Below are 22,522 nucleotides of genomic sequence, written 5' to 3'. Positions count from 1 at the left end.
CGTGTCCTCCTTAGCCCAAATATACAGCAACTCTGTCAAGAATTCTGTTGATATTGTCAATCATATTAATCATACCGCACATATAGATGTTGCCTGCACAAAGCTCTGCCATTGTTGATGCAGTGCCGTTGAAGAGTGCATTTGCAAGCTCTACAGTCTTAAATTCCATAACTGCTCTTGGAGTGTCAGGCTTTTCCTTGATAAGTTCAAGGTGATGATCTCTTGCTCTGATTGTTACATAGCAAGCGTCTGTGATACCCATCTGAATGTCGCCGTCAGGGATATATGATGCAGAAAGTTTGCTGATTGAATCAGTGTTGCCTAATGCACAAATAGCACCGCCGATTGTGTACATTGTGAGGATAGTTGACTTTCTGAAGAAATCCTTATCCTTCAAATCTTCTTCACTCGGCATAAGATACTTTGTCAAGATATTTGTGAGCTTTGTGAAAGGACCCATAAGGAATGACAAAACCTGTGCGATATTCTTTGCAGGAATACCAGGCTTGCTGTCATCAATAAGGGCATTGAATTTTTCAGGAGATGCAAACTTCATCTTGCAGGTGCAACCATAGTCGCCCTCTGTCATTTTGCATCCATCTTGTGTGAAATGATAAGTTACGCAAGGACCGTCTGTAACATCAAAGCACAATGAAACAGGCTTTTTGAGTCCTCGGCAAACTGCTTTTGCTTCGTCAACCATATCGCAAAGGTTCTCTAATGTTGCGAGAACGCCGTACGCATTGACAAATGCCATTGATTTTGCTTCTTTCAAAACAATTCCTCCTTAATTCTGTCGTTGCTAAAATTCAACATACGAATGCCTAATATACATTGAAATTATAGCATAAGTCACAGTTTTTATCAACAAAATATATTAAATAAATGTAAACTAATTCAATTTTATACATTTATCACAAAATATACCACAACTTTTTGTATCATTATAATATTTTACTTTGAAATTACGGCTTGACAAATAAATATCAAAGTCATTTTGGGCAAAAAATAATCGGACAACCCAACGGTTATCCGATTAAACTTCATTAATTTATAAACGCAAATACACCGGCAGTAAGACCGCTAAGTCCCATGAGCACTGCCAATACAATAGCCGTTATTTTTACCCATGTTCTGTTCATTAGCTATTCCTCTTATTCCATAAATCTTCCGGCTGCCTCAACCAAAGTATCTGCAAGGTTGTGTGCACTGTTTTTATCTGTGCCGATTGCAGTGATATATGCCTTGATTTTTGGCTCTGTGCCTGACGGTCTGACAATAAGCTTGTTACCATCGGTAAGGTCGAACGCAAGAACATTTGATTTTGGCAAATCAATAGTCTTTGACGGAGAACCGTCTGCATAAGTGATTGTTGAACTTTCGTAATCAGACACGGCTGTTACTGCCATACCTGCAATTTCCTTTGGCGGATTTGTACGGAGAGTGTCCATAATAGAAGCCATTTTGTCCATACCTGCTGCGCCCTCAAAGGTATATGACTCAACAACATTTGCATAGTAGCCAAACTCGTCATAAAGAGAATTCATAACATCAACAAGATTCATATTCTTTGTTTTATAATAAGCTGCCATTTCGCAAATAAGCATTGAAGCGACAACTGCGTCCTTATCTCTTGCGTGAGTGCCTGCAAGATAGCCGTAGCTTTCTTCAAAACCCATAACAAAATCGCTTGCTCTGCCCTCTGCTTCAAGATTTGTGATAAGCTCACCGATATACTTAAATCCTGTGAGAAGATTCTTGAATGTGCAGTTATACTTTTTAGCAATAACTTCTGCAAGGTCGGTTGAAACAAAAGATTTTACGGCAATTGCAGATGACGGCAATGTGCCATTTGCTTTGCGCTCTGAAAGAATGTAATTGAGGAGCATTGCACCAACTTCATTACCGCTCAAAAGAACAGGCTCACCCTTATCATCAGGAACGGCAATGCCCACTCTGTCGCAGTCAGGGTCGGTTGCAAGAAGCAAATCTGCCTTGATAGTCTTGTTCATTTCAAGTCCGAGTTCGAACACCTGCTTGATTTCAGGATTTGGGAACGGACAAGTTGGGAAATTGCCGTCAGGATATTCCTGTTCCGGAACAACATAAACATTCTTAACACCGATTCTGTCGAGAATTTCACGAACCGGCTTGTTGCCCGTGCCGTTAAGTGGAGTGTAAATAACCTTCAAGTCCGCATTCTTTACAATATCAGGATTGATGCACTGCTTTTGAACTTCATCAAGGAACAGCTCGATAACATCCTGACCGATATATTCAATTGTGCCGTCGGCAACAGCCTTGTCAAAATCAACCTTTTTGATACCTGTGAAGTAATCCACCTTTTGGATGAACTCGTATGTTTCCGACGCTTCCTCATCAGTCATTTGGTAGCCCTTTGGGTTATAGCACTTATAGCCGTTATACTTTGCAGGGTTGTGTGAAGCGGTGAGAATAATACCGCTTGATGTGTGGAAGTGACGAATTGCGAATGAAAGGCAAGGAGTAGGCTCAAGCTCGTCATAAAGATAAACCTTAATTCCGTTTGCAGCCAAAATGCTTGCCGCCTCTTTGCTGAAATATTCCGATTTAATTCTGCTGTCGTAGCCGATTGCAATAGACGGTGAATCGTAGTGAGCGTTGAGGAAATCCGCAAGTCCCTGTGTTGCTCTGCCGACAGTGTAAATATTCATTCTATTTGTGCCTGCTCCGATTACTCCACGAAGTCCGGCAGTACCAAATTCGAGTGAACGATAAAATCTATCCAATATCTCATCGTCATTGCCCTTTATGCTTTCAAGTTCTGCCGTAAGGTCAGGGTCGCCTGTTGCCTTTTGCAACCACTCGTTATATAAAGCGTTAATGTCCATAAGAAACTCCTTAATCAATTAAATATTTATTTGAAAATTCAAGCTTATTTTAAACTTATTATTTTGTATTGTCAATATTTCAAATATAATGTATAATATTTATTAACAATTTACTCATAGGTGATAAGATGAAAAAGAGAATTGCATTGTGGGACAACCTAAAATTCCTGTTGATTATATTGGTTGTAATAGGTCATTACACGCAACAATTAAGAGCTGACAACGATATTATGCAAAGAATATATGTTTTTATATATTCATTTCATATGCCGGCTTTTATTTTTGCAACAGGATTGTTCTCAAAAAGAGCCGTGAACGAAAAAGACATCAAAAAAGTGTTGCCGTACTTAACTTGCTTTTTTGCAACAACGGTAATAATGTTTTTGTCGGCATCGGCACTTCGTTGGAAACCTACAATTGAACTGTTCAGTCCGAGCGGACTGCCGTGGTACTTAATGTCTATGTTCTTTATGTTCCTAATTACAATGGTGCTAAAGGACTACAAACCACAATACATATTTATATTATCACTGATTATAGGCGTTATGTGCGAATTTGCACAAACAGAAAATCCCGACTTTTTCACTTGGATGCGAACACTGATATTCTATCCGTTTTTCTATCTTGGTTACTGCCTTGACAGTGAAAAAATCGAAAAAGCAACAAACAAGATAAGCATAAAAATCACGGCTGTAATATTTTTTGTTGCAATTTATTTGCTGATATATTTCTATCCAAAGCAAGCAAACAAAATCAGCAGATTAAATACGGCAAGGCACACATATTCGGAATTGGGCAGATTTGCACCTTACGGATGGGAACTGCGACTTTTGACATATGCAATTTCATTTGCGGCAATATTTTTGCTTATTAGCCTTATTCCGAGGAAAAAAATCAAAGGCTTTACCTCTTTGGGTGAACGCACCCTCGGAATATATATGTTCCATTATGTTATCATACACATAGCAATATATGTGATTAAGATTCAAAATATATTTAAATCCGTTTTTCCAAACAGTTGGGCATATTTAATCATTCCTGTTGCAATACTGACTGCGTATTTCTGTGGAAATCCGATGTTCAATCAGGTATCACAAAAGCTGTTTTCACGCAAAGAAAAGCTGAAAGGATAAACTATGTTTGCTAAAGTAAAAAGTGAAGGACTTTTAGGAATAGAAAGTTACGATGTTGAAGTTGAAGCAGACCTCAGCTCCGGTATGCCAAGGTTTGACCTTGTTGGCTTGCCTGACACAGCGGTTAAAGAAAGCCGTGAGCGTGTGAGAGCATCAATCAAAAACTGTGGTTTTGACTTCCCTGTTTCAAGAATAACGGTCAACATTGCCCCTGCCGACATCAAAAAAGCAGGAGCTGTATATGACCTGCCTATACTCGTTTCGATACTAAAAGCAAGCGGTCAAATCAAAGCGAATTTGGATGATTTTGCATTCATAGGTGAGTTGTCGCTTGATGGCGAAATTCGAAAGGCAAACGGTGTTTTGCCGATGGTTTTGCGAGCAAAGGAAAAAGGCTTGGGGGCAATTTTTGTGCCGTATCAAAACGCATTTGAAGCAAGTGTGGTTAAAGGCATTGATATTCTCCCTGCAAGGAGCATAAAAGAAATTGTTTCTCACCTTGATTTTGGCAAACTGATTGAGCCTGTTTCGCACGATATAAACGAGGACGACATCCTTGCAGAACAGCTTGACTTTGCTGATGTAAGAGGTCAAGAAGCCGCAAAAAGAGCAATTGAAATTGCTGCGGCAGGCTCACACAACTTGATTATGATTGGACCTCCGGGCACGGGTAAATCAATGCTTGCAAAAAGAATCGGTTCAATTTTGCCTGATATGACAATTGATGAAAAAATAGAAACAACAGCAATTTATTCGGTTGCAGGAATGTTGCCCGAAGATGTCAAGCTTATATCAAAACGACCGTTCAGAAGCCCGCACCACACAATTTCTGCACAGGGCTTGACCGGTGGCGGAACAAATCTTCGACCGGGTGAACTGTCGCTTGCACACAACGGCGTACTTTTTATGGACGAGTTCCCTGAATTTGACAGACGAACAAAGGAATCACTGCGACAACCGCTTGAAGATTCAAGAGTTACAATCAGCCGTGCAGGAGGCACAGTCAGTTATCCTGCAAACCTGATGGTTGTTGCCGCAATGAACCCTTGCCCGTGCGGTTATCTTGGGCATCCGACAACACCGTGCAAATGCACAGACGCAGCAAAGAGAAAATACCAAAACAAGATTTCGGGTCCGTTGCTTGACAGAATGGACATTCACATTGAAGTGCAAAATGTGGAATACGAAACAATATCAAGCAAGGAGAAAGCCGAAAGCTCGGCAGAAATCAAAAAGCGTGTTGACAAGGCAAGAGCCATTCAGCAAAAGAGGTTTGAGGGCACGGAAATCAGTTGCAACGCAAAGATGACACCGTCTGCAACTCAAAAATATTGCACAATGTCACCGCAAGCAAACGCAATGATGAAGAACAGCTTTGAAAGACTCGGAATGTCGGGCAGAGCATACGACAAGATTTTGCGTGTGGCAAGAACAATTGCCGACCTTGACGACAGCGAAAACATCGAGGTTCAGCACATTGCAGAAGCATTGCAATACAGAGCACTCGACAGAAAATATTGGGGATTATAACGCATAAAAAGTTTAAAAGAGTTGGACAAAATCCAACTCTTTTCATTTTGTCAACCCCACCGTCAACACTTCGTGTTGCCACCTCCCCTTGCTCACGCAAGAGGAGGCACATAAGGTTTTAGATTATATTTCTGTTTTTAAACACTTCAAGTGTGTGTTTGATTTGGTCATCAAAAAATCGTTGTTCTTCTGCGCTCAATTCGTCAGGTGAAATCTCACCGATATTTTGCACCTTGTTTGCTCCGTGAAAATCAGAGCCTGCCGTAAAGACAATATTAAGATTATTATATTTTTTGCACCTCTCAATTATCTGCCGGCGAAAGTCGGCATTTTGCTTGTAATGCCACAATTCGACACCCACCGTGTCGGTTGCATCTGCCGTGATAGTCGCTATTTCATCTATTTCCTCATCTGTAAATCTATACTCAACAAAATGAGCGATACTCGGCAATCCGCCGCATTGCACAACAGCATACAAACCCTCTTCAAAGGTCATTTCTCTACGCTTGACAAAATACTTTGATTTTGTATTGATTACGGTCTTGAACGCATTGCTCACAGAATCTGTGATTCCCTTATCCGTCAGATACCTTGCAATATGAACACGATTGACAAAACCGTCACCGTTAAGCATTGACAAAAATTCATCATAGCTGACATCAAAATCAACCGAAAGATTGTCAATCATCTGCCTAACCTGAACAGATTTTGACTCTGCCTCCCTGTCAATAAGCGCCCTTAAAGGAGCAAATTTTTCGCTGTCAAAATCGCTGTTAACATTGAAATATCCGAGCAAATGGAGCTTTTTGCCGTTATGCTTTGTTGACAGCTCAATGCCTGCGATTTTGTGTGGCAATTCATCAGTCATTCCCTTTAAAACACCTACACTTTGAAAATTATTATGGTCGGTTATCGCAATATATTCAAAATTATTTTTTCTTGCAAATTCAACAATTTGAGGCACGGTAAGTGTGCCGTCCGAAAAAGTTGAATGAATATGCAAATCCACTTTCATATCATCACCGTATATTCAAAAACTGCCTTGCATTATTATTTGCAAAGCAGTTTGATTTACTATTATTCATCACCGTCAGCTTGATAATCAAACGACGAAGCATTGTAGCCAAAATACTTTTCAACAAGCGGAGTGAACTCGTCACCTTTTCCGTAGTTTTCCGACTTCATTTCTCGAATAGCCTCATTGATTGAATCCTTCCAACCGCTGTTTTTTGCACAAGCGATAACATACTCGATTGTGTCAAGTTCGCCGTTCAGAATATTGAAGCTGTCAGACTTTGCGGTTTCTGTTTGGCGATATGTAAATTCGTCAACAACTACTGCGTCATACTTTTTGCTCAATTCATTTACAGCGTTGTCAAAAGGCACAACATCAACACTTGCGCAAGCACCGGATATGGCAGAATTCTTTTCAAAAGCAGTTTTTGCAGTGTCACCGACAACTGCAACCTTTGCACCCGAAAAGTCTGCATATGATTTAATACCGCTGTTTTTTGGAACAAGAGTGATTACTCTGTTTGTAACAATAGGTTCTGTGTATGAATAGTCCTTATTGAAAGTACCGCTGTTTTTTGACACAGCACCGAAAAGCAGGCACGCACTGTATTCCCTGTTATTGCTGTCAAAAAATCCGCCGTCTTCTTCAAGAATATAACCATCGGCAACCTGTTCGTAACGGAAAGATTTGAGATCGCCTTTTACACTGTCAAAGATTCCATTCCACAACTCAGGCTCAAAACCTTTTGCCTTGCCGTTTTTGACATCTGTAATAAACGGTGCAGCCTCTTTTGTGTACCCGATTACAGCCACATCAGTGCCGTATTTTTCGGCATTTTGATTTGAACAACCGGCAAAGCACATTGCAATGATTGCAACAGCACAAAGCACAGCTCCTATTTTTTTGATTAATTTCATAAGGATTCCCCCATTCGTATAATTCAATTTTATAATATTCACAAATCAAAGTCAAGAAATTATACCATTTTTTGCATATGTTTTACACTCAACTTTCTTGACAATGATAATAAAAGGTTTATAATATAATCATTACTATTACAAAGAATAAGAGGAAAATCATATGTTATCATTAGACAGAGTGTACAAAGCCTCAACAATTCTCAAAGAAATCATCAGAGAAACAGATTTAATTGCGGCACCGAATCTACACCAAGGTTGTAATGTTTATCTCAAAACAGAAAACCTGCAAGTTACAGGTTCATTCAAAATCAGAGGCTCATACTTCAAAATCAGTCAATTAACAGAAGAAGAAAAGAAAAAGGGCGTTATCGCTTGCTCTGCGGGTAACCACGCACAGGGCGTTGCGCTTGCAGCCACAAAGAACGGCATAAAGTCAATTATCTGCTTGCCTGACGGTGCTCCTATCAGCAAGGTAGAAGCAACCAAGAGATACGGCGCAGAAGTTTGCCTTGTAAAAGGTGTTTATGATGACGCATACAACAAAGCACTTGAACTCAAAGACGAAAAGGGTCTTACATTTATTCATCCGTTCAACGACCCTGATGTTATCGCAGGTCAGGGCACAATCGGACTTGAAATTCTCAATCAACTTCCGAGTGCGGATGTGGTTGTTGTGCCAATCGGCGGCGGCGGACTCATCAGCGGTATTGCCTACACAATCAAACAGTTGAAGCCTAACTGCAAGGTATACGGTGTTCAGGCTGCCGGTGCTCCGTCTATGGAACACTCAATTGCAGACGGCGAAATCGAAACACTCGACTATGTAAATACTATTGCGGACGGTATTGCGGTTAAAACTCCGGGTTCGCTTACATATGACATTTGCAACGAATATGTTGACGGAATTGTTACCGTAACAGATGACGAAATCGCACTTGCAATCCTCACACTTTTGGAGCAACAAAAGCTTATCGCAGAGGGTGCGGGCGCTGTGCCTGTTGCCGCTGTTATGAACGGCAAAATTCCTGATGTAGACGGCAAAAATGTTGTTTGCGTTGTATCGGGCGGTAATATTGATGTCACAATCCTTTCAAGAGTTATTGAGCGTGGTCTTAAAATGGGCGGAAGAACCGCAGACATTGTTATTGCTTTGTCTGACAAACCGGGTCAGCTTTCAGGCGTAAGCCAAATTGTTGCCGAGCAAGGCGCAAATGTTGTTTCCGTTAACTACGACTCAACCGACCTTGATATGAACATTACAGACTGCTATCTTAAAATCGGCGTTGAAACAAGGAACTTTGAGCACATTGTTGCTGTTAAAAAAGCTCTTACAGACGCAGGATTTAAAGTATTGGAATAACAAACAAAGGAGATAAAAATCATGGAATATGTTGCAACAAACAATGCACCAAACGCAATCGGACCTTATTCACAGGCAGTAAAGGCAAACGGCTTGCTTTTCACTTCGGGTCAAATCGCAATCAACCCTGCAACCAACACAGTTGAGGCAAAAACAATTGAGGAGCAAACCACTCAAGTTTGCAAAAATCTTAAGGCTGTTGTTGAAGCGGCAGGCACTGATATGAGCAAAGTTGTAAAGACTGTTTGCTTCCTTGCAGACATCAACGACTTCGGCGCTTTCAACGAGATTTACGGCAAGTATTTCACATCAAAGCCGGCAAGAAGCTGTGTGGCAGTAAAAGATTTGCCAAAGGGCGTTCTTTGCGAGGTTGAACTTATCGCCGAATTATAAAACAAAACAAGACAAACAAAAAATCGTGCAGTTGGGGCACACTGCACGATTTTTTATTTTTATATGTATTTAATTTTTATGTTTCATTGTGCCGTCTTTTTCCCAAGAAACGGTTGAAATGTCGTAGTAAACATTTTTATTGCTGTCGTAATATATTGACATACTGTCCTTTTTCAGCGACAGCTTATTATCCTTGTCAAAATAAAAATTGCCCTGCTCGGTCACATAGCACTGAAAGCCGTTCAACTTTTCGCCTGTTGTTTGATTGACATAATCAGGCAAATAATCTTCGGTCATTTCAAGTTTATATGCTGTGCCCTGTTCATCATAAAACAAGACATCAAACTTTGATGAATAGGCATTTCCCTTTGCATCATAAAACTGTTCCTGCACTTCGGTTGTTGACGGTTGTTCCTTTGGCGGTTGCTCCGTTTTTGAACACGCAGAGAAAACAGACGCCAACGCAATAACCGCAAGCAATATACTCAAAGATTTTTTCATCATCTTGAAAATACCTCTTTGTAAATATTCGAAACATCTTCGGATGTGAATTTGACAGGATTGTTGCCAAGACGGGTTACATCAACCTTTGATGTGAAAATCGGGATATTCTTTTCATCTGTTTTTGGATAAGGAAGTTCAAAATCTTTGAGAATTCCGTTGAAAATTTCAAGCCCTTCTCTTGCATCCTTGCCACCTAAAAGGACACCGATTTCGTCGAATCTGTCATACGCACCTGCGTACGCCTCCTTGCCTCTGTTATTGAGCATATATTCCCAAATAACAGACAAGCCCGAAGCCACGGAATGACCGTGAGAAGTGCCACAGTTCATTGTTATGCAATAGCACATTGCGTGAGCCGAAGTTGTGCCCGTGATGTTGATAGCCTTGCCTGCATAATAAGAAGCCCAAAGCATACCCTCATTGCCGTCAGGTGTGTTGTTGATATATCCGTCCTTATTTGCCATAAAGCCAAGTATTCCCTTTTTGGCATATTCACGGCTTTCGTCGTTTGCCTTTACAGACCAATAACTCTCGATAGAATGACAAAGAGCGTCAAGACTTGTGCACTTGCGTTGATAAAGCGGAAGTGTTGACAAGAGGCTTGAATCAAGAATCACATAATCAGGCAAAAAATCAAGATTTGCAACGCTTATCTTGTCAACCTCATTGATGTAGAACACAGACGACTTTGTTGCCTCTGCGCCCGTGCCTGCGGTTGTCGGAATATACAGCGACTTTATATCGTTGTTTTCCATAGGCTCTTTAAGGCATTTTGACACATCATTTGTTGCCATAAGTCTAATCATTTTTGCACTGTCAATCGGTGAACCGCCGCCTGCACCAATTATGAAATCGCAACCCTCATCATTGAAAATCTTGGCAGCGTCAACCATATCCTCAAACCTCGGATTCGGTCTGATATTGTCAAAAACAACAATGTTAAACTGCTTTAAATATTCAAAAATTTCTGTTTGTTGAAAGCTCTTTCCACAGCAAACAAAAGGCTTTTTGACATTGTTTTGCTCAAAAATATCCTTAATCTGCTGATAACTTTCAAGAATTATACCTTTATTCTGCATTTGCCAACCACTCATATTCCGGAACATAAATCCTTGTTTTATCCCACGGGTCACCGTCAAGGTGACGAATCATCCAAACATAGTACATCTCAAAACCCGGTGCGGTCACCTGCTGATGAGCATTGCCCCCACGGATGCAAAGGCAAGAGCCGTTTTCTGTTTTGTACGGAGTGTCGCCCTCAAAGCCTGCGCCAAAGCCCTCTTCGTGGTCGAATTGATAATAATAAACCTCCGGCTGTGGGTGATGATGAGGAGGATATGACGACCACTTGCCCGGCTGATTGAACACTTCGCCCATAACCATATTTGAATACGGTGCATTGTCGAGGTCAAACATTGTGGACACGATTCTGTGACCTGTGCCACCCCACTGTCCTTTACCGAATTCCTGATACAAGCAATTATCAGGATTATAAAAAACAGGTGCCCAAGTTCTGTCGTTATCGGTCATCTGAACAATAACTTCACTCTCTTTGTGAGCGGTTACAACAGCCTTTGTGCCGTGTGAAAAATGAACGGCATACGGTGTTCTTTGGAACGGATTTGCACGCTCACAATCCTCGTTTATACTATCTCCGACAGCAAAATTGACTGCGCCTTTAAGAAGAAGAATTGCACACTCGTTGCTCTCATCTTCAATGGTCAAAACTTCACCATCGGCTAATTTCTTAACATAAATATCCATCAGCATATCGCTGTTTTCGCCGTTCATTCGGCAAAGATATTTTCTTCCCGTTTCGTCAAACTGTGGTTTGTAAAGCATAACAACACCCCTTTTAGTTATGTTTGAATATTTATAGATTAATCAATAGTTTTCAGGTTTTTAAGGCTGACATCCATAATCATTGCAGAGTGAGTGAGAGCACCGCAAGAAACAAAATCAACACCGATTTCTGCAATTTCCTTAAGTCGCTCTTTTGTTACATTACCGCTACACTCTGTTTGAGCCTTGCCGTCAATCATCTCAACTGCCTTGCGCATAGTGTCGTTGTCCATATTATCAAGCATAATGATGTCTGCACCTGCGTCAAGAGCTTCTTTGACCTGCTCAAGAGTTTCGGTTTCTATCTCTATTTTTCTTACAAACGGAGCATAAGCTTTTGCCATTTCGATAGCCTTTGTAACAGAGCCTGCTGCACCGATGTGGTTATCTTTGAGAAGGACACCGTCAGAAAGATTATATCTGTGATTTGTTGCGCCGCCGACCTTAACAGCGTGCTTTTCGAAAGGACGCATATTAGGTGTGGTTTTTCTTGTATCAAGCAAAACAGTCTTGTAGCCGTCAAGCTCGTTTACATATTCTCTTGTCATAGTGGCAATACCGCTCATACGCTGAAGATAATTGAGTGCAGTTCTTTCGCCGGACAAAATAGCCTTTACATCGCCGTAAATTACACCGATCAAATCGCCTTTTTTCACAAAATCGCCATCCTTAAAATTAGCCTCAAACCGGCTTGTGTCATCAAGGATTTTGAATGTGCGTTCAAAAACATCAAGACCGCAAACTATGCCGTCCTGCTTGCAAATAAGGTCTGCTCTGCCTTGCTTGTCCTCGGGCATAACGGCATTTGTGCTTACATCCTCGGAGGTGATGTCCTCCTTTAATGTGTTGATAATGTAATCATCAACATTAATCTTCATCGTTACACCATTTAGCATAAAAATCCGGGTCCTTTCTCTTTATCTCGTCCATAATAATATGTTTAAATTCTTTTTGTATTTCTTCCTTTGAAGTGTACTTTTCAAGGTCAACCTCAGGAACATCACTCGGTTTAACCGAAGTGTCATTTGCAATTGTATCGGCTGCACGCTTTGCAAAAACAAGGCTTTCAAGAAGCGAATTTGATGCAAGACGGTTTTTGCCGTGAACACCGTTGCAAGCGGTTTCGCCTACGGCATAAAGATTTTTCATAGAAGTTACGCCGTTTGTGTCGGTCTTGACGCCGCCCATCATATAGTGCTGTGCAGGGGTTACGGGAACATTGTCCTTTGTCATATCGTATCCCTCTTCCATACAAGCCTCAAAGATGTTTGGAAATCTTTTCTTTGCTTCCTCGCTTGTCATAGTAGGAAGATTGAGATACACATGGTCTGTGCCAAACTTTTTCATTTCCTCGACAATAGCATTTGTAACAACATCTCTCGGTTGAAGCTCATCTGTGAAACGCTCACCGTTTTCGTTGAGCAACACAGCGCCCTCACCTCTTACACTCTCGCTGATAAGGAAGCGTCTGCCCTCTTTTTTGCTGTAAAGAGTAGTTGGGTGAATTTGAATATAGTTCATATTTTGAAGCTCAATGCCATGCTTGAGAGCAAGAGCAAACGAGTCGCCTGTAATATGCGGATAATTTGTTGAATTCTTGAAAAGACCACCTATACCACCTGTTGCAAGAATAACATTGTCTGCAAGGATTGCACCTTTTTCGCCATATTCATCATAGCAAACAATGCCATAGCACACATTGTCTTTTTCAATTAGGTCAATCATTGTTGTGCGTGTAACAAATGTAATATTAGTCTTTGTTTTTGCAATGTCAAGAAGCGTTGCGGTTATTTCCTTGCCTGTTTCGTCCTTGTGATGAAGAATACGGTTGCGGCGATGTGCACCCTCTCGAGTGTAGTCGTATTCACCGTCACCGTCGGTATCAAACTTTACTCCCAAATCAATAAGCGTGCCGATGACATCCTGCGACGACTCAATCATAACACGAACAGACTCCGGATTATTCTCATAATGTCCGGCTTTCATAGTATCCTCAAAATAGCAGTCAAAGTCGTTTATGTCTTTAAGAACACACACTCCGCCCTGTGCCAAAAACGAATCGCAGTCATCAAGATTTTCCTTGGTGATTACCAAAACATCCTGTTCTTTCGGCAAGCAAAGTGCGGCAAAAAGTCCGGCTACGCCGGAACCGACAATTACTGTATTAGTTTTTATAAAATTATCATTTTTCATACTCTTAAAATCCTATAATAAATTTTTTTATTTTTAACTATACTTATTTAAATATATATCGTTACCAGTAAAATGTCAATAGAACAGCGTCAGAAATTGTTACAATATAAAGAAAAATAATAAAACTTGAAAAAATGATAAAAATCATTTATAATAGAAAGTGTAATTGTGTTATTTGAGAGGAACATATTTGTACTATGGACATTAAAAATTTTGAAACCTTTATACAGGTTGCAGACCAAAACAGTTTTACAAAAGCGGCGAAGAAACTCGGCTACACGCAGTCGGCGGTTTCGGCACAAATCAAACAGCTTGAGCACGCATACGGAGTGCTTCTTTTTGAGCGTGTAAACCACACTGTAAAGCTGACGCCAAAGGGTGAGCAGATACTTCAGCTTGCACAAAAATTGCTTGCAACCGTTGAAGATATTGAAAACACGGCAAGCAGCAAGAAAGACATCAACGGCAAAGTTAGAATTGCAATGTGCGACTCCCTCTGTCACTGGCTGTTTTGGGATAATTTTGACCATTTCCACAATACATATCCAAACATTTCGCTCAAGATTTTTCCTGCAAGCACGGAAGAAATGTTCCGCCTTGCGAACCAAAATGATGTTGACCTTATCTTTACACTCGACAAGCATATTTACGACAGCAACTACACGATTGTAAAAGAGCACAAGGTGAAAACTCACTTCATTATGGGCAATGAAAATCCGCTGTTCAAAAAGGACAAAATCACCATTGAGGATGTGCTCGAACAGCCGTTCATACTCACCGAAAAAGGTATGAGTTATCGCCAAAGGCTTGACGATTATCTTGCAAAAGAATCTATGGAAATCAATCCGTTTTTGGAAATTGGCGACACCGAACTTATTTGCCATTTGGTTGAAAAAAATATGGGAATCTCGTATCTTCCTGACTTCATTACTGACGAATATGTTGCCAAAGGCAAGGTTAAGCAATTTGAAGTTGACACCATCAGCGATGAAATTTGGATTCAGATGCTCTACCACAAAAGCAAGTGGATTACCCCTGCAATGCAAACTGTTATGGATTACATCTGTTCAATATTATAACTATTAAAACCGTAAGACAATTTCTATTATCTTACGGTTTTTGTCATTGTGATTGAATTTAATTTCTACATACGATAAAAATCTTTAATGTTCAAACACTTGAACATAAATTATTTTGGTGATACACTGTTGTTGTAATAAAAAATTTTAAAGGGGTTATTAAAATGAAAAAGGCAATCAAAAGAGTAGCCTGCGTGGCACTTTCTGTGCTTATGATAGGCGGAGCGTTTGCAGGATGCAGTACACAGAGCGACAGCAATGACGGCAACAAAGTGTACAAGGTTGGCGTTTGTCAGCTTGTTCAGCACGCTGCACTCGACAAAGCAACAGAGGGTTTCCAAGCTGCAATCAAGGAAAAGTTGGGCGACAAAGTTGAAGTTGATGTTCAAAACGCATCAGGCGACACAGCAAACTGCACAACAATCGCAAACAAGTTTGTTTCATCAAACTACGACCTCATCATGGCAGTTGCAACACCTGCACTCCAGGCTTGCACAACAGCAACCGCAGCATCTCAAACACCGATTGTTGCAACCGCTGTTACACACTTTGGCACAGCACTCGACATTGATATGCCGGCTGACGGAGCAACAGGCATCAATGTAACAGGAACTACGGACCTTGCACCGCTTGACAAACAAGCAGAACAGCTTGCAACATTGTTCCCGGAGGCTAAAAAAGTTGGCATTCTCTACTGCTCGGCAGAGGCTAACTCAAAACTTCAAGCAGACGAAATGATAAGGATTATGAGCAAAATGGGTCTTGATGTTACATCATACACATTCACCGACTCAAACGATATTCAATCAGTTGCACAAAAGGCCGCAACATCATCGGATGTTCTTTACATCCCAACCGACAATATTGTTGCATCAAACGGTGCAATCGTTGACGAAGTTTGCCAAACCGCAAACACACCGATTATCGGTGCCGAAGCATTGGCTTGCCTCAAGTACAACGCTGTGGCAACATATTCAATCGACTATTACGAAATCGGCTACCAAGCAGGCTTGATGGCATACGATATTCTTGAAAACGGCAAAAACCCTGCAACAATGAATATTCAGTCACCGCAAAAACTCACATCAATGTACATTCCTGAAATGGCAAAGAAATACGGCGTTCTTGACAAGATTGAAAAGGACGGCACATACCAGGTTTTGGAAGCAGAAGAAGAATAAGCACTGCGAAAATGTATTTTGATACGCTGTAGACCGTTGATAAAGCTCTGAAACACGCCAAGATTTGTTGACGGAGAGATTATAAAAGCACCGTAAGTATCGAACTTACGGTGCTTTTGGCGTATTTCGGAAGCTTTATCAAATTTACGATGTTTTATTATTTATAGTTTTGCCGTCTACATACTGTGTACCCGGTTCAGGTTTTTTGCCTGATTTGGCGGCAACAAGTTCATCACAGGTTACAAACTGATAACCCTTTTTGAGAAGAACAGGAACCATTCTTTCAAACGCATCTGCGGTTGAACCGTAGATTTCGTGCATAAGAATTATATCACCGTCCGATACATTCTTGATCACCGCATTGTACACCTTGTCGGCATTTCTGCTCTTCCAATCCTGGGTGTCGAGCGACCAATAATAAAGTGGCGTTTTTTCCTGCTTACAGGTTTTGCGAATAAGCTCCGTTGTTATTCCGCCCGGAGAACGGAACGCAGTAGGACGAACTCCGCAAGCCTTTTCAATAGCATCCGATCCCTTTATAATATCGTTTGGAGTGACATTTTTGCCGTAATGCTCATGATTGTAGGTGTGGTTGCCGATTTGACAGCCGAGAGCCACCTTGCGCTTTACATTCTTTGTGAGATTTGAAGCATTTGAGCCAATCATAAAGAATGTTGCTTTGATGTGATATTTTTCGATGACATCAAGGATTCTGTCCGAAGCTCCATTATAACCCGGTCCGTCATCAAAAGTAACGGCAATCATAGGCTTTGTTGCGTCAACCTTTGCAATGCCTGCTGCATCAAGCACCTTGGCATTTTTGATTTTGCTCCACTTGCCGTTGATTTTTTGCTCATTGAAATAAACATAAGAGCGAACTCTGACATTGTATTCATCACCGACAGCAAGTTCCATAACATCTGTTGATTCGGAATTTACATCCTTGACATTGATGCTTTGCTTGTCACTGAAATCTTTTGACTTTGCATATTGAATTTCGTATCCGCCGCATTTTGAATTTGCCTGCCAGCTGATTTTGAGGGAATTTGGCTGAACAGCCTCTACCTCTGCAACCTGCTGTTTTGGATTTGTGAAAGCCGAAACTTCTGTGAACTTTTCGCTTTCAACAAGTTTTTTCTTATTCTGCTTAAAAGCCTTTACAACAAATGTATATGCAGTGGAATCATCAAGATTTTTAACTGTGCAACCGAGTTTTTGCGGATCTTTTACAGTCTTTATCTTTTTGAACTTGTCGCCTTTTTTCTGATAAACAAAATACCCGTCTGACGAGCCGACTCTTTTCCACGAAAGTTTTACTGAATTATCCGATGTGCCAACAACAACGGGCGATTTGACAGGTCCGATATTTTGCGATGAAACGCCACAAATTGCAATCAATCCGGCAAGCAAAATAACTGCCATAATAAACAATCCTGTCAATCTGATTTTTCTTGACATAATTTCCTCCGAGTTCCTTTTTTGTATTTGAAATTATTATACAACAAACAATTTTTTTATTCAATAGAAAACACCAATTATTTATTAGTAAATTTTAGTATTGTAAATATAATCAAAATTTATAAACATTGTTAAAGATTTATCATTGATTTTGTATAAAAACTGTGATATTATTTATGCGGTATTATATTAATACCTATTAGACAAACGAGAAATTTGTTAAATTCTCATAAGGAAAAGAGGCTACTAAATGGAAATTATGATTGCGTTTCTTGTTGGCTTTCCGTTCGTTAGTGCATTGTTGCACGGAATCGTGAAAGACAACAAGACAAGAAAAGTCATAACCTACACATCGGCAGGTCTGATTATATTTGCCGCTCTTATGTTCACGGTAACATATTACATCAAGGGCGGAGGATATATCACATTCAACGAAGAATTCTTAATCGGCGGATTGCCGTTTGTGGAAATCGTTGACTACCTGATGGTTGCAGGTGAAGTATTCTTGGTGGTGCTAATCACCGTGCTGTCAATTAAGTACAAAAAATACTATGCGGCAGTTTTGTCAATAGCACAAACCGCACTTGAATTTTGGTATGAATTTTCAGGAATCAAACCAAAAAACCAAATTTCGAATTTTTATTGCGACCAACTCACAATAATTATGATACTGATTATTGCGATTGTCGGCACATTCATCACAATTTATGCCTGTGGATATATGGACGACTATCATCACCACCACGGCAATGAAGTGAAAGACAGACGAGGCTTTTTCTTTGCAATTATGTATGTATTCATCGGTGCAATGTTTGGTCTTGTGCTCTCAAACAACCTCATTTGGCTATATTTCTTCTGGGAAGTTACAAGTGTTTGCTCATTTCTCCTCATCGGCTACACAAGAAGTGCAGAGGCAATTACAAACTGTTTCAAGGCATTGTGGATGAACCTCCTTGGCGGTCTCGGAATGGCGATTGGCATTGTTATGCTCGGTGTTAATCACTCCGTTACAAGCCTTCAAGGCATACTTGAGCAAGACAAATCACTTATAGTATTGCCTATAATTTGCCTTTCATTCGGTGCTCTCACAAAGAGCGCACAGCTTCCGTTTTCAAGATGGTTGCTTGGCGCTATGGTTGCTCCCACACCGTCATCGGCACTTTTGCACAGTGCCACAATGGTCAAAGCAGGCGTTTATCTTTTGATCAGAATGGCTCCGGCAATGAGCGGAGAATTCAGCGGATATATGGTTGGACTTGTCGGCGGTCTTACCTTCCTTGCTATGTCTATGCTTGCAATCACGGCATATGACGGCAAAAAGGTTTTGGCATATTCAACGCTCTCCAACCTCGGACTTATTACAGCGTGTGCAGGTATCGGAACAGAGGAAACTGTTTGGGCTGCAATTTTCCTTGTAATTTTTCACGCTGTATCAAAATCACTTTTGTTCCAAACAGTCGGTTCAATCGAACACCAAACAGGCTCAAGAGATATAGAAACTATGCACGGTCTTGTAAGAAGATACCCATATCTCACATGGACACTTGTTGTGGGAATTGCAGGTATGTTCCTTGCTCCGTTTGGTATGCTGGTTTCAAAATGGGCAGCTCTCAAAGCATTTGTTGACACAGGTCTTGCAAGCGGTAACACACTCGAAATCATTGTTTCTACCCTTCTCGTACTCTGCATTTGCTTCGGTTCTGCAACAACACTTTTCTATTGGTCAAAGTGGCTTGCAACCGTTCTTTCGTCAAATCCATCGGACAAAAGACACAAAAACACAATTTCCATAAATCAATGGGCATCTCTTTTCACCCACGGCGGTCTTATGATTCTCATTGTATTTGTATTCCCTCTTATTTCAAAATATGTTGTTAAACCATACACTGCAAAGGTATTCCGCAACGAATATGCGGTTATCTCATACGAAAATATTATTCTTACAATTTTGATGGTTATATTCATCTTTGTAATTCCGATTGCAAACTACTTCCTTATTGCAAAGAACAGACCGTTCCCTAAAGCAGATAGATATTTCAACGGCGTAGGCACTCCCGACCAAATTGGTTTTGTTGACTCCTTTGGCAAAGAGAAAAAGGAATTCTTGACCAACTGGTATATGGAGGACATCTTTGGCGAAAGCCATATGTACAAGCCAAGCGTTTACACATCAATATTCTTAATTGCGGCATTTACAATTGCTGCAATAGTAACGGGAGGTGTTTGCTGATGAAAGACCTCATTTTATCAATAATCAGCGCCGTACTGTATTTTGTGCTCGCTCCGTTTTTTGGTGCGTTGCTTGCCGGCGTTGACAGAAAAATCACTGCAAGAATGCAAGGCAGACAAGGTCCGCCTGTTCTTCAGCCACTTTACGATGTAGCCAAACTTTTGAAGAAGCAAACAAAAGTCATCAACCGAGTTCAAATGTTGTACTTGCTTACATTCCTGTTTTTCATCATCATAACAGGTTTACTCTTCTTTGCAGGCTACGACATTATGCTTGTTCTCTTTACACTCACAACCGCAAACATTTTTCTTGTAATTGCTGCATCAAGCGGTCACTCACCTTACGCATTTATGGGTGCAAGCAGAGAACTTGTGCAGATGCTTGCATATGAGCCTATGGTGCTTATTGCGGCAATCGGATTTTACATTGTTTCGGGCAGTTTCAGAGTTTCTGCAATTGCAACCCACGACAGCTTGCCTGCAATAGTACTTTTGCCGGGCATATTCCTTGGATTTGTATTCATTCTCACAATCAAATTGAGAAAGCACCCGTTTGACATTTCAACCTCTCACCATGCTCATCAGGAAATGGTAAAAGGTATCACAACCGAATTCAACGGTCAGATGTTTGCGATTGTTGAAATCTCGCACTGGTACGAAAATGTCTTTCTTTTGGGACTTTTGTCGCTCTTCTTCCTCAATTCAAAACCGTGGAGCGTGCTTCTTGCAATAGTTTGTATGGTTATCTGCTATTTTGCGGAAATTCTTATTGACAACACAAATGCAAGACTCAAATGGAAGCAAATGCTTGACAACACATGGATTGTCACCGCAGTTTTGGGTGCGCTCAACCTTATTGTAATTGAAGTTCTCAAAGGCAAGGGGGTAATATAAATGGCAGATGTAACAAAATCACCTTGGATTATGCACTATGACGGAAGCTCGTGCAACGGATGTGACATCGAGGTTCTTGCGTGCCTAACTCCATTATATGACATAGAACGCTTTGGTATTATCAATACAGGAAATCCAAAGCACGCAGATATTTTGCTTATCACAGGCTCTGTCAATTCACAGAACGAAAGTGTTGTTAAGCAAATATACGAACAAATGACAGAGCCAAAGGTTGTTTGTGCAATCGGAATCTGTGCCTGCAACGGCGGTGTATTCAAAGACTGCTACAATGTTTTGGGCGGTGTTGACAAGGCTATTCCCGTTGACATTTATGTTCCCGGCTGTGCGGCAAGACCGCAATCCATCATTGACGGCGTTGTGAAATCACTTGACTTGCTCAAAGAAAAGAGCGAAAAGCTCAGTGAAAAGAGAAAGCAAGCAAAGGAGGCACTCAAAGATGAATAACTACAACGATTTTGCAATCACAAAGGTCACAAAAGATGAACTTTATAACATTATGCAAAAGAAATACGAGGACGGCTACCGTCTTTCGCAGATTTGTTCAATAGCCTTTGAGGGCTACAACGAGGTGATTTACTCCGTCAACAAGGACTATCTTATGGAAAACTACAAGATTGACTTGCCGATTGACGAGGAAATCAAAAGTTTTTCAGACATCTTCCCTGCCGCAACCCTCTACGAAAACGAAATCAAGGAGCTTTGGGGCGTCAAAGTTGTCGGTATGAACATTGACTACCACAACAAATTTTACAGAATAAAAGAAGAAACACCGTTCAAAAAGCAAATCACGGTTATAAAAAAGGAGGACACAAAGGATGAGTAAGCAATCAATTGTTCCTTTCGGACCTCAACACCCTGTTTTGCCGGAGCCTATACACATTGACCTTGTGTTGGAGGACGAAAAAGTTATCGAAGCAATCCCGTCAATCGGCTTTATTCACAGAGGACTTGAACAGCTTGCAGAAAAGCGAGATTTCAACGACTATCAATATGTTGTTGAAAGAACCTGTGGTATTTGTTCATTCGGTCACGGACTCGGCTACTGTGAAGCGCTTGAAGCAATATTCAATGCCGAAGTGCCCGAAAGAGCAAAGTTTCTCCGTACATTTTGGTTTGAAATGAGCCGTATACATTCTCACCTTTTGTGGCTCGGTCTTCTTGCAGACGCATTCGGCTTTGACGCATTGTTTATGCAAGCGTGGAGAATGAGAGAAAAAGTGCTTGATATGTTTGAAGAATCAACAGGCGGTCGTGTTATCTTTTCGGTCAACAAAATCGGCGGTGTTCTCAAAGATATGGACAGCAGTATGATTAACAGCTTTGTTGACATACTGAACGGAATGGAAAAAGACATCAGAAAAATGACAAATGTTTTCCTCAACGACTATTCTGTTCAAAAAAGGCTCAAGGGTGTCGGTATTCTCACAAAAGAGGATGCACACAGATTGAGTGCCGCAGGTGCTATGGCAAGAGCAAGCGGCATTGAAATGGATATGAGAAAGACAGGCTACGAAGCATACGACAAGATTGATTTTGACATCATCACATCAAACGACTGTGACGGTTATGCAAGATGCGCTGTAAGAATCGGCGAAATCTTCCAATCAATCGAAATCATCCGTCAATGTGCTCAAAAAATGCCGCAGGGTTCTATATGCAATCCACAAAAGGGCAACCCAAACGGCGAAGCGTTTGTAAGAATTGAACAGCCTCGTGGCGAAGCAATTTACTACGCAAAGGCAAACGGAACAAAATTCCTTGAAAGATTCAGAATCCGTACTCCTACCTTTACAAATATTCAATCGCTCATTCATATTTTGCCGGGCAGTGAGTTTGCCGATGTGCCTATGCAGGTGCTCACAATTGACCCGTGCATAAGCTGTACGGAAAGATAAGGAGG

The 22,522-nt window shown here is 40.9% G+C and carries 21 protein-coding genes; 11 read left to right on the top strand and 10 right to left on the bottom strand.

Features of this window, described 5'->3' with window-relative positions; all coding sequences use genetic code 11:
- Positions 1-10: 10 nt before the first annotated feature.
- Together B5D29_RS05325 and B5D29_RS05320 are read right to left on the bottom strand one after the other, a co-directional pair.
- Entirely contained in the window at positions 11-775 is a 765-nt protein-coding gene (locus tag B5D29_RS05325; protein ID WP_078768547.1) for a hypothetical protein, read from the bottom strand.
- A gap of 379 nt (positions 776-1,154) precedes the next feature.
- Entirely contained in the window at positions 1,155-2,870 is a 1,716-nt protein-coding gene (locus B5D29_RS05320) for a phospho-sugar mutase (protein WP_078768546.1), read from the bottom strand.
- 128 nt (positions 2,871-2,998) lie between these two features.
- Here B5D29_RS05320 and B5D29_RS05315 point away from each other — a divergent pair, with 128 nt between their 5' ends.
- Entirely contained in the window at positions 2,999-4,003 is a 1,005-nt protein-coding gene (locus B5D29_RS05315) for an acyltransferase family protein (RefSeq protein WP_078768545.1), read from the top strand.
- Between the two features lie 3 nt (positions 4,004-4,006).
- A complete protein-coding gene (locus tag B5D29_RS05310) occupies positions 4,007-5,533 on the top strand; it encodes a YifB family Mg chelatase-like AAA ATPase (RefSeq protein WP_078768544.1) in 1,527 nt (508 codons plus the stop codon).
- 118 nt (positions 5,534-5,651) lie between these two features.
- On the opposite strand, the gene B5D29_RS05305 is transcribed toward B5D29_RS05310, so the two are convergent.
- On the bottom strand, positions 5,652-6,548 hold the full coding sequence (locus B5D29_RS05305) for a PHP domain-containing protein (protein WP_078768543.1): 897 nt from the start codon (positions 6,546-6,548) through the stop codon (positions 5,652-5,654).
- A 62-nt stretch (positions 6,549-6,610) separates the two neighbouring features.
- Entirely contained in the window at positions 6,611-7,465 is an 855-nt protein-coding gene (locus B5D29_RS05300; protein WP_078768542.1) for a substrate-binding periplasmic protein, read from the bottom strand.
- Positions 7,466-7,628: 163 nt separating this feature from the next.
- Here B5D29_RS05300 and ilvA point away from each other — a divergent pair, with 163 nt between their 5' ends.
- Both ilvA and B5D29_RS05290 read left to right on the top strand, forming a co-directional pair.
- The gene (gene ilvA / locus B5D29_RS05295) at positions 7,629-8,828 is read left to right on the top strand and encodes a threonine ammonia-lyase (RefSeq protein WP_078768541.1); all 1,200 of its coding nucleotides are present in this window, start codon (positions 7,629-7,631) and stop codon (positions 8,826-8,828) included.
- 21 nt (positions 8,829-8,849) lie between these two features.
- Positions 8,850-9,221 carry a RidA family protein gene (locus B5D29_RS05290; protein ID WP_078768540.1) on the top strand — a complete coding sequence of 124 codons (372 nt, stop codon included), beginning with the start codon at positions 8,850-8,852 and terminating at the stop codon, positions 9,219-9,221.
- A 69-nt stretch (positions 9,222-9,290) separates the two neighbouring features.
- Here the strand turns inward: B5D29_RS05290 and B5D29_RS05285 are convergent, their stop codons facing one another.
- Genes B5D29_RS05285 through B5D29_RS05265 form a run of 5 tightly spaced genes read right to left on the bottom strand, consistent with a single transcriptional unit; the run spans position 9,291 to position 13,760 of the window.
- Positions 9,291-9,725 (bottom strand): hypothetical protein, encoded by a 435-nt coding sequence (locus tag B5D29_RS05285; RefSeq protein ID WP_078768539.1) that lies wholly within the window; start codon positions 9,723-9,725, stop codon positions 9,291-9,293.
- On the bottom strand, positions 9,722-10,804 hold the full coding sequence (locus tag B5D29_RS05280) for a phosphonoacetaldehyde reductase (protein WP_159443405.1): 1,083 nt from the start codon (positions 10,802-10,804) through the stop codon (positions 9,722-9,724). The genes B5D29_RS05285 and B5D29_RS05280 overlap by 4 nt, the downstream gene beginning before the upstream one ends.
- On the bottom strand, positions 10,794-11,567 hold the full coding sequence (locus B5D29_RS05275) for a 5-deoxy-glucuronate isomerase (protein ID WP_078768537.1): 774 nt from the start codon (positions 11,565-11,567) through the stop codon (positions 10,794-10,796). The genes B5D29_RS05280 and B5D29_RS05275 overlap by 11 nt, the downstream gene beginning before the upstream one ends.
- A gap of 38 nt (positions 11,568-11,605) precedes the next feature.
- Complete coding sequence (gene nadC / locus B5D29_RS05270; RefSeq protein WP_078768536.1) at positions 11,606-12,463, bottom strand: carboxylating nicotinate-nucleotide diphosphorylase; 858 nt, start codon at positions 12,461-12,463, stop codon at positions 11,606-11,608.
- Positions 12,435-13,760: an L-aspartate oxidase gene (locus tag B5D29_RS05265; protein WP_078768535.1), complete on the bottom strand. Its 1,326-nt coding sequence runs from the start codon at positions 13,758-13,760 to the stop codon at positions 12,435-12,437. Before B5D29_RS05265 ends, nadC begins: the two co-directional genes overlap by 29 nt.
- A 197-nt stretch (positions 13,761-13,957) precedes the next feature.
- On the opposite strand from B5D29_RS05265, the gene B5D29_RS05260 reads away from it, so the two are divergent.
- Positions 13,958-14,839, top strand: a complete 882-nt coding sequence (locus tag B5D29_RS05260) for a LysR family transcriptional regulator (RefSeq protein WP_078768534.1) — start codon at positions 13,958-13,960, stop codon at positions 14,837-14,839.
- Between the two features lie 164 nt (positions 14,840-15,003).
- Positions 15,004-16,020, top strand: a complete 1,017-nt coding sequence (locus tag B5D29_RS05255; RefSeq protein ID WP_078768533.1) for an ABC transporter substrate-binding protein — start codon at positions 15,004-15,006, stop codon at positions 16,018-16,020.
- A gap of 144 nt (positions 16,021-16,164) precedes the next feature.
- Here the strand turns inward: B5D29_RS05255 and B5D29_RS05250 are convergent, their stop codons facing one another.
- Positions 16,165-17,478: a polysaccharide deacetylase family protein gene (locus B5D29_RS05250; protein ID WP_078768532.1), complete on the bottom strand. Its 1,314-nt coding sequence runs from the start codon at positions 17,476-17,478 to the stop codon at positions 16,165-16,167.
- A gap of 250 nt (positions 17,479-17,728) precedes the next feature.
- Here B5D29_RS05250 and B5D29_RS05245 point away from each other — a divergent pair, with 250 nt between their 5' ends.
- Genes B5D29_RS05245 through B5D29_RS05225 form a run of 5 tightly spaced genes read left to right on the top strand, consistent with a single transcriptional unit; the run spans position 17,729 to position 22,517 of the window.
- On the top strand, positions 17,729-19,708 hold the full coding sequence (locus B5D29_RS05245; protein ID WP_078768531.1) for an NADH-quinone oxidoreductase subunit 5 family protein: 1,980 nt from the start codon (positions 17,729-17,731) through the stop codon (positions 19,706-19,708).
- Positions 19,708-20,601: a respiratory chain complex I subunit 1 family protein gene (locus B5D29_RS05240; RefSeq protein WP_078768530.1), complete on the top strand. Its 894-nt coding sequence runs from the start codon at positions 19,708-19,710 to the stop codon at positions 20,599-20,601. Before B5D29_RS05245 ends, B5D29_RS05240 begins: the two co-directional genes overlap by 1 nt.
- Entirely contained in the window at positions 20,602-21,066 is a 465-nt protein-coding gene (locus B5D29_RS05235) for an NADH-quinone oxidoreductase subunit B family protein (protein WP_078768529.1), read from the top strand.
- Positions 21,059-21,445 carry an NADH-quinone oxidoreductase subunit C gene (locus tag B5D29_RS05230; protein ID WP_078768528.1) on the top strand — a complete coding sequence of 129 codons (387 nt, stop codon included), beginning with the start codon at positions 21,059-21,061 and terminating at the stop codon, positions 21,443-21,445. The genes B5D29_RS05235 and B5D29_RS05230 overlap by 8 nt, the downstream gene beginning before the upstream one ends.
- Positions 21,438-22,517, top strand: coding sequence for a hydrogenase large subunit (locus B5D29_RS05225; protein ID WP_078768527.1), 1,080 nt, complete (start codon positions 21,438-21,440; stop codon positions 22,515-22,517). The genes B5D29_RS05230 and B5D29_RS05225 overlap by 8 nt, the downstream gene beginning before the upstream one ends.
- Positions 22,518-22,522: the final 5 nt, after the last annotated feature.

This window comes from Eubacterium coprostanoligenes (assembly GCF_900167205.1).
Lineage (GTDB): Bacteria > Bacillota > Clostridia > Oscillospirales > Acutalibacteraceae > Eubacterium_R > Eubacterium_R coprostanoligenes.
The sequence above is the reverse complement of the archived record's forward strand: the minus strand, read 5'-3'. Positions and strand labels throughout refer to the sequence as shown.